8 protein-coding genes are annotated in these 6,561 nt (G+C 41.4%); 2 read left to right on the top strand and 6 right to left on the bottom strand.

What is annotated here, in order from left to right; genetic code table 11:
* Positions 1–20: 20 nt before the first annotated feature.
* Genes QZ995_RS18560 through QZ995_RS18550 form a run of 3 tightly spaced genes read right to left on the bottom strand, consistent with a single transcriptional unit; the run spans position 21 to position 2,115 of the window.
* A complete protein-coding gene (locus QZ995_RS18560) occupies positions 21–446 on the bottom strand; it encodes a Fur family transcriptional regulator (protein WP_301809849.1) in 426 nt (141 codons plus the stop codon).
* A 20-nt stretch (positions 447–466) separates the two neighbouring features.
* The gene (locus tag QZ995_RS18555; RefSeq protein ID WP_301809846.1) at positions 467–1,306 is read right to left on the bottom strand and encodes a metal ABC transporter permease; all 840 of its coding nucleotides are present in this window, start codon (positions 1,304–1,306) and stop codon (positions 467–469) included.
* Positions 1,307–1,341: 35 nt separating this feature from the next.
* Positions 1,342–2,115 carry a metal ABC transporter ATP-binding protein gene (locus tag QZ995_RS18550; RefSeq protein ID WP_301809842.1) on the bottom strand — a complete coding sequence of 258 codons (774 nt, stop codon included), beginning with the start codon at positions 2,113–2,115 and terminating at the stop codon, positions 1,342–1,344.
* 175 nt (positions 2,116–2,290) lie between these two features.
* On the opposite strand from QZ995_RS18550, the gene QZ995_RS18545 reads away from it, so the two are divergent.
* On the top strand, positions 2,291–2,659 hold the full coding sequence (locus tag QZ995_RS18545) for an ArsR/SmtB family transcription factor (RefSeq protein WP_003333879.1): 369 nt from the start codon (positions 2,291–2,293) through the stop codon (positions 2,657–2,659).
* A 57-nt stretch (positions 2,660–2,716) separates the two neighbouring features.
* On the opposite strand, the gene QZ995_RS18540 is transcribed toward QZ995_RS18545, so the two are convergent.
* On the bottom strand, positions 2,717–3,709 hold the full coding sequence (locus QZ995_RS18540; protein ID WP_301809839.1) for a metal ABC transporter substrate-binding protein: 993 nt from the start codon (positions 3,707–3,709) through the stop codon (positions 2,717–2,719).
* A gap of 208 nt (positions 3,710–3,917) precedes the next feature.
* Between QZ995_RS18540 and QZ995_RS18535 the strand changes: the two genes are divergently transcribed.
* Positions 3,918–4,448: a PCYCGC motif-containing (lipo)protein gene (locus tag QZ995_RS18535; RefSeq protein ID WP_301809836.1), complete on the top strand. Its 531-nt coding sequence runs from the start codon at positions 3,918–3,920 to the stop codon at positions 4,446–4,448.
* Between the two features lie 163 nt (positions 4,449–4,611).
* Here QZ995_RS18535 and nadA read toward each other — a convergent pair whose 3' ends face one another.
* Entirely contained in the window at positions 4,612–5,556 is a 945-nt protein-coding gene (gene nadA / locus QZ995_RS18530; protein ID WP_301809834.1) for a quinolinate synthase NadA, read from the bottom strand.
* A 101-nt stretch (positions 5,557–5,657) separates the two neighbouring features.
* The gene (locus tag QZ995_RS18525) at positions 5,658–6,554 is read right to left on the bottom strand and encodes an HAD family hydrolase (protein WP_301809832.1); all 897 of its coding nucleotides are present in this window, start codon (positions 6,552–6,554) and stop codon (positions 5,658–5,660) included.
* Positions 6,555–6,561: the final 7 nt, after the last annotated feature.

Raw genomic sequence — 6,561 nt, 5'->3', positions numbered from 1 at the left:
GCCTTTTATCTCATATCTTTTTACATAGCTATATGTTCATTACAATCTTTGCAGGTTCCATATACTTCGAACTTATGGCCTGTTACGACAAATTCCCCGGAAATCTCAGGAATTACGTTCATCGGACAGTTCGGCAATGATTTTGTCTTACCGCATACTGTACAAATGACATGATGGTGATGTCCATGTGTAGAGCATGAGAGCCTGAACTTTCCTTCGCCATCTAGTTCGGTCTCTTCTAAAATTCCTAATTTAACGAAGGTAGAAATATTCCGGTATACCGTATCAAAGCTCAAGCTTGGATAATTATCCTTCATCCGCCCCATGATATCTCGCGCGGACAAATATCGCTTTTCCTCGGCACAAATACGCAGCATCTCTTCACGCTTACCTGTGTATTTGTATCCTTTATCTTTTAACAACTGGAGCGCTTGTTCCAAATTCAACTGCAATCTCCTCCTTTACTTCAACGTAAGATTGCTCGTAAACGTTTGAAGCCCAACACAATCATTAAAATAAAGACAGCTACCAATACAATCGTACCGCCGGAAGCCCAGTCAAGCATGTAAGCAAAGTATAAGCCTGTTAACACAGAGATTTCAGCAAACAAAATAGAGTAGAAAATAGCTTGTCGAAAGCTCTTAGCAATTTGCAAGCTGGCCGCTACTGGAATAGTAATCAACGCGGAGATCAATAGTACACCAACAATTCGCATGGATGCGGCAATTGTCAGAGCTACTAGAACCATGAACCATAAATTAATACTGCGTCTAGCCACACCTGATACCCGTGCGAATTCTTCATCAAACGACACAGCAAATAATTCTTTGTATAAAAGGATAACTGTTCCTAGCACTACAACAGCTACCCCAATTAAGGCCAGTAAATCCTCAATGGTTACTGTTACAATCTTCCCAAACAAGTAGGAGTATAAATCCTGATTAAACCCGTCAGCAATACTCACTAAAACTGTAAACAAGCCTAGGCCTGTAGATAAAATGATCGGTATCGCCAAATCCTGATACGCACGATATACCTTACGCAATCGCTCGATAAACAGTGACCCAATCACAGAAAATAGCATCCCAAAAAATAAAGGATTCACTACGCTAAAGAAAGCTACCTTTTTCGATAAAAGCATTCCTGCTGCTACTCCCGAAAGCGTCACATGGGAAAGTCCATCCGCCATCATAGATAAACGGCGAACAATTAAAAATGTCCCCAGGATCGGGCAAACCAATCCGATCAGCAGTCCTGAAAACAAGGTATATCGTAAAAACTCATAATTCCACCAATCGGCTAGCATTCTTTCTGTCCTTCCTTCTTCCGCCCAGCGGCAGATTAATGATGATGGGTTAAAAGCCTTACGCTCTCACCGTACATCGATTGAAAAATTTGCTCCTGTTTATGCTCGAACTCTTCTGCGGTGCCATGAAAGTGTAAACGACGTTGTAAACATGCTACTTTATTTACCCACTCAATCATAACGCCAACATCATGGCTTACGATCATCATCGTCATTCCCGCATCCTCTTTAAGCGAACGTAAGAGCTGATAAAACTGCTCGATAGATTCCTGATCTACCCCTACTGTTGGCTCATCTAGTATCAGGAGTTCTGGCTCTGCTACCAATGCACGAGCGATAAACACCCGCTGTAGCTGACCACCAGATAAATTGCTAATGCGCTCATTTTCCTTCGCAGACAAACCAACACGCTTAATTACATCGGACACCTGCTGATAATGTTCAGAAGACAAGCGGCGAAATAAGCCTACTTTACCAACCAGCCCGGAAGCCACTACTTCACGTACAGTAGCCGGAAATCCACTGGCTCCATGAGCTGCCTGCTGAGCAACATAGCCAATCTTCGTCCAATCCTTAAATTTTTGGATGGGCTCTCCAAAGAGCTTAATCTCGCCTTTGGTAGGTAAAATCAAACCTAAAATTAATTTCATTAATGTGGATTTTCCTGAACCATTTGGCCCAACAATACCTACAAAATCGCCCTTTTCCATCGAAAAATCTATATCTTCCAGAACCGTTTTTCCATCCTCGTAACGAAAAGACACGGATTTCAGAGAAACTACACTCGCATGCTTTTTTGCATTGTGCATATAATCAACTTCCTAACTTTTGTGGCATAATCGTAATTATTCTTATTTAATATTATCATGGTACTATGAAATGGGCAGGGACTCAAGGCTTTCACAAGTCTCTTTGCCTCTTTTCTGCTATCCTTGTGAAGTAGCTTTTCGTTTTCTATAATAATGAAAGGAAGAGGTGATCACTTTGGCTTATGAAGATCAAACGGAAAAAGACGTATGTGAGATAGAATGCGTCGAAGTCGAGAAAGTAAATCAATTAAAACCAAGAATAACAGAGGCAGACGGAGTAGCCCCTTTGTTTAAGGCCTTAGCTGATGATACACGCTCCAAAATTATTTATGCCCTCTCCCTCGAAGATGAACTATGTGTATGCGATGTTGCAGCCGTAATAGGGATTAGCATGGCGACCGCTTCGCATCATCTTCGACTGCTACGGAATATGGGCTTGGCTAAATATCGCAAGGTAGGGAAAATGGTGTACTATTCTTTGGATGATGATCATGTTCGCATGCTGATACATGCAGGAGTTGAACATGCGAATGAACACAAATAATTGTTTTTCTGAAAGAAACCGCCGCCCCAATCCAGGAGCGGCGATCTTTATTTAAGCTTATCGCAGGGCCTGACGCAACACTTCCAAGTTTTCACGCATAATGGAAATATAGTCTTTGCCCGCTGTCTGTTCTTCTGCCGTCAAGCCCTCTAGTGGATTTAGTATCGCTGTTTGTGCTTTTGTTTCACGTGCGATTACTTCCGCTACTTTTGGAGAGGCCAATGTTTCGAACATCACATATTTAATATCTTTTTGTTTTACCTTCTCCACCAGGTTCTTTAGCTCAGAAGGCGATGGCTCGTCATCAGGAGAAATACCAGAAATCGCAATCTGTTCCAGTCCATAACGAGCAGCTAGATAGGTAAAAGCCTTATGTGAAACTAAAATCTCCTTTTTGGGTGATTGTTCTACCATTGCTTTAAAATCCTGGTCTAGCTTGTTTAAGTCATCTACTAACGCTTTATAATTTTGTTCAAACTGCTCCTTATGTGACTGATCGGCCTTAACAAATGCATCCTTCACCTGGGCAGCTTGCTTCTCTAGCATTGTAGGATCAAGCCATACATGCGGATCAAATTCCCCGTGATCATGCTCATGCTCGTGATCGTGTCCTGCCGTTTCACCTTCGTGCCCTTTATCACCTTCATGATGATGATTATGTTCCTCTGAAGCTAGAAGAGTAAGCCCATCCGTCGTATTTACAGCTAGTAAATTAGCTTGATTTAGACTCTTTACAGCTTTCTCCACCCATGCTTCTAAACCGCCACCATTATAAATGAGAACATTAGCCTTAGAAATCGCCACCATATCCTGCGCAGTAGGTTCATAATCATGTGGTTCGACTCCAGCCGGCACAACATTCTTAATGGAAACATACTCCCCACCAATTCGATCTGCTACATAGTACAATGGATATATAGTTGTATACACAGAAAGTTTGCCACTTTCTTGTACTGAACCTGCTATATTCGTATTTCCACACCCACTTGCAAACAAGGCCATACTTGCAACACCTAACATAACTCCCCATTTTTTAACGAACCGTAACATATAGTCCTCCTCCATGCTCTCTTCTCTGTCTGTATTTGTAGCTTATGTCTTACGATATTAATATAATTCGTAATCATTCCTATTTGCATCTCTCATTATACTTATATGCGAGTAGTTTGTAAACAAGAACCATTACGATTTAATAGAAGCATCTACAGCTTGAAGAATGGACTATGGTATAATCAAGGGAAAATAAGGAGGAATTTACGTGAAAATAGCAAAACGATTGTCTGTCTCACTCCTTGGTATCGTATTGCTCACAGGATGCGTGAATGGCAATTCGGTAGAAACCTCTTCATCTTCTCAGGCTATAAGCCAAGAACAGTCCTCTGACGCACCCCATACGTCACACGCACCTAATGGCGATCTACAGGAAATAACCAATTCTATCTCCACTCTCCCAACTTTTTTGGATACGGTTGACCCAAATATTAAAGCTGTTTATCGTATCGCAGCAGATCATAATGACCTGCTTCAATCTATTCCCTGTTACTGCGGATGTGGAGAGTCTGCAGGTCATCAACACAATGGAAACTGTTTTATAAAAGAAGTGAAGGAAGACGGCTCTGTCACATGGGACGATCACGGTACTCGTTGCAAAGCGTGTATGGATATAGCTATTACTTCTGCAAAAATGATGCAGGAAGGTAAAACTAAGCTGGACATCCGTACATATATTGACGAAAACTTTAGCAAAGGCTATGCAGATCCGACGCCTACTCCTATGCCCAATGCATAAACAATCAAAACTTCACGATCCTAAATGAATGCCCTCTACAAGATTATTCTCACTATCAAAGGTAAATCGAACAATATTTCCCAATAATACAAAAAAAGTCTACGCTTATTTAGCGCAGACTTTTCTTTTTTATCAGCATCTATGATTTATCTTATCTTTAGGATCAGCCAGGTGCTACCTCCAGCATACGTTCCAATGAAGCCCGCGCTGCATTTGCCACATGCTCGGGAACATAAATTTGCGGTTTTAAGGTCTCTAACGCTTCTACACACTTTTTCAATGTATTTACCTTCATATTTGGACAGACCAAATATTTAGAAGCAAAATAAAACTGTTTCATTGGACTCTCTTTTTCCAGCATATATCTTGTTCCGTCTTCTGTTCCAATGATAAATTCTTTTCGGTTCGATTCCTTACAGAACTTCAGTATTCCAGTAGTGGAGCCTACATAGTCTGCCAATGCAACAATCTCTGGACGGCATTCAGGATGCACTACCACAAGCGCCTCTGGGTGCTCTGCCTTCATCAGCATGATATCCTGGACAGATAACTGGTCATGTGTGTTACAGTATCCTTCCCAAATAATCATTTTTTTATTTGTGAATTGTGACACATAGTGACCCAAATTTTTATCAGGAACCCATATAATCTCGTCACTGTCTACCGACTCGATAACCCTTTGTGCATTGGAGGATGTACAGCAGATGTGTGTTTCTGCCTTCACATCAGCTGAGGTGTTGATGTAAGCGACCACTTTTGCATTGGGGTGTTGAGCTTTGACTTTACGCAACCCTTCCACGTTAACCATATCAGCCATCGGACAACCAGCTCGTTCATCAGGAATGATAACCGTTTTGTTTGGATTGAGAATTTTTGCACTTTCACCCATAAAATGCACACCACAAAATAAAATAACGTCTGCTTCTGTTTCTTTTGCCTTTTGTGCTAATCCAAAGGAATCTCCGATAAAATCAGCTACTTCCTGAATCTCTGGACGTTGGTAAAAATGAGCTAAAACAATGGCATTGCGTTCTTTTTTTAGCTGAAACAATCGTTCTCTTAATTCGGCATTGCGTTGCTCCTTCTTCTGTAGAGCTAAAGCTTCCATACCCTTACCCCCTGCCAGGTGATGTAGACGATTTCGGCGCTATTGTACTGTCTTTGTCGGCTATTTGTCAATTAGCAAGGGGTGGGCCAACTGTAAAATGATTACTGATTCGGCAGCATATATTCTCGAATGAAACATGCCACCCCATCTTCACAGTGATGTTTAGCCATATACCTCGCCAGCTTTTTAACCTCATCCTCGGCATTTTCCATTACAACTGGGTGCCCCACATGAGACAGGATTTCAAAGTCATTCATTGCATCCCCGAATGCTGCAATTTCCGTTGCAGGTACATTCCATTTCTGCATAAAGGTTTGTAAGCCGATCCATTTGCTTAACCCAAGTGGAATCACTTCCATATTAAACGGACCAGAGCTAGTTAAACTTACTTTTCCAATAAACTCTGCCGTCTGTTCACGCAGCCATTCCAGGACACTCGTATCCTTATGCCAAAAGAACATTTTGCTAATCACAAACTCTCCTGAAGCAATGTTATTTAAAAGCTCATCTTTGGGCATAAACTTCGCTAATTCATTATAGGAAAATTGACGATTGGCATATTCACGCTTTGTGTGCTCTAAAGTAATCCCCTCTGTAATGAACGGTTCTGAAAAAAGCATCTGTCCAATCCGTTCTTTGTCTTCCTCAACCATCCAGCGATTGCTGTTCTGGTCATGAACCTCATAATAAAGATCTTTTTGTCTGCCGATTTCTACAAGAGAAATAATAACTTCTTTCGGTAATTCAGCATATTTTAATAATGTTCCATCCTCAGCAAACAAAGCGGCTCCATTACTGCACACATAACCATCAAAAGGGTAGTAGTCTGATGCAATACGCGCTGAAACAAACGGTCTGCCTGTAGATAGCAAAAGCTTAACCCCTCGCTGTTGTAACTCTTCGCATGCCTTCCATGTTTCTCGGGAAATTTTTGCTTCACCGTTTAACAAGGTTCCATCCATATCAAACGCTACGATTTTACAATCTGCTACACTCATGCTGATC

The sequence above is a fragment of the Brevibacillus laterosporus genome (assembly GCF_030489605.1).
Taxonomy (GTDB): domain Bacteria; phylum Bacillota; class Bacilli; order Brevibacillales; family Brevibacillaceae; genus Brevibacillus_B; species Brevibacillus_B laterosporus_E.
The sequence above is the reverse complement of the archived record's forward strand: the minus strand, read 5'-3'. Positions and strand labels throughout refer to the sequence as shown.

Bases quoted from the DNA above. Each gene is read 5' to 3' on its own strand.
- QZ995_RS18555 (WP_301809846.1), bottom strand. From the start codon at position 1,306: ATGCTAGCCGATTGGTGGAATTATGAGTTTTTACGATATACCTTGTTT.
- nadA (WP_301809834.1), bottom strand. From the start codon at position 5,556: ATGGAAGCTTTAGCTCTACAGAAGAAGGAGCAACGCAATGCCGAATTA.
- QZ995_RS18550 (WP_301809842.1), bottom strand. From the start codon at position 2,115: ATGCACAATGCAAAAAAGCATGCGAGTGTAGTTTCTCTGAAATCCGTG.
- QZ995_RS18525 (WP_301809832.1), bottom strand. From the start codon at position 6,554: ATGAGTGTAGCAGATTGTAAAATCGTAGCGTTTGATATGGATGGAACC.
- QZ995_RS18540 (WP_301809839.1), bottom strand. From the start codon at position 3,709: ATGTTACGGTTCGTTAAAAAATGGGGAGTTATGTTAGGTGTTGCAAGT.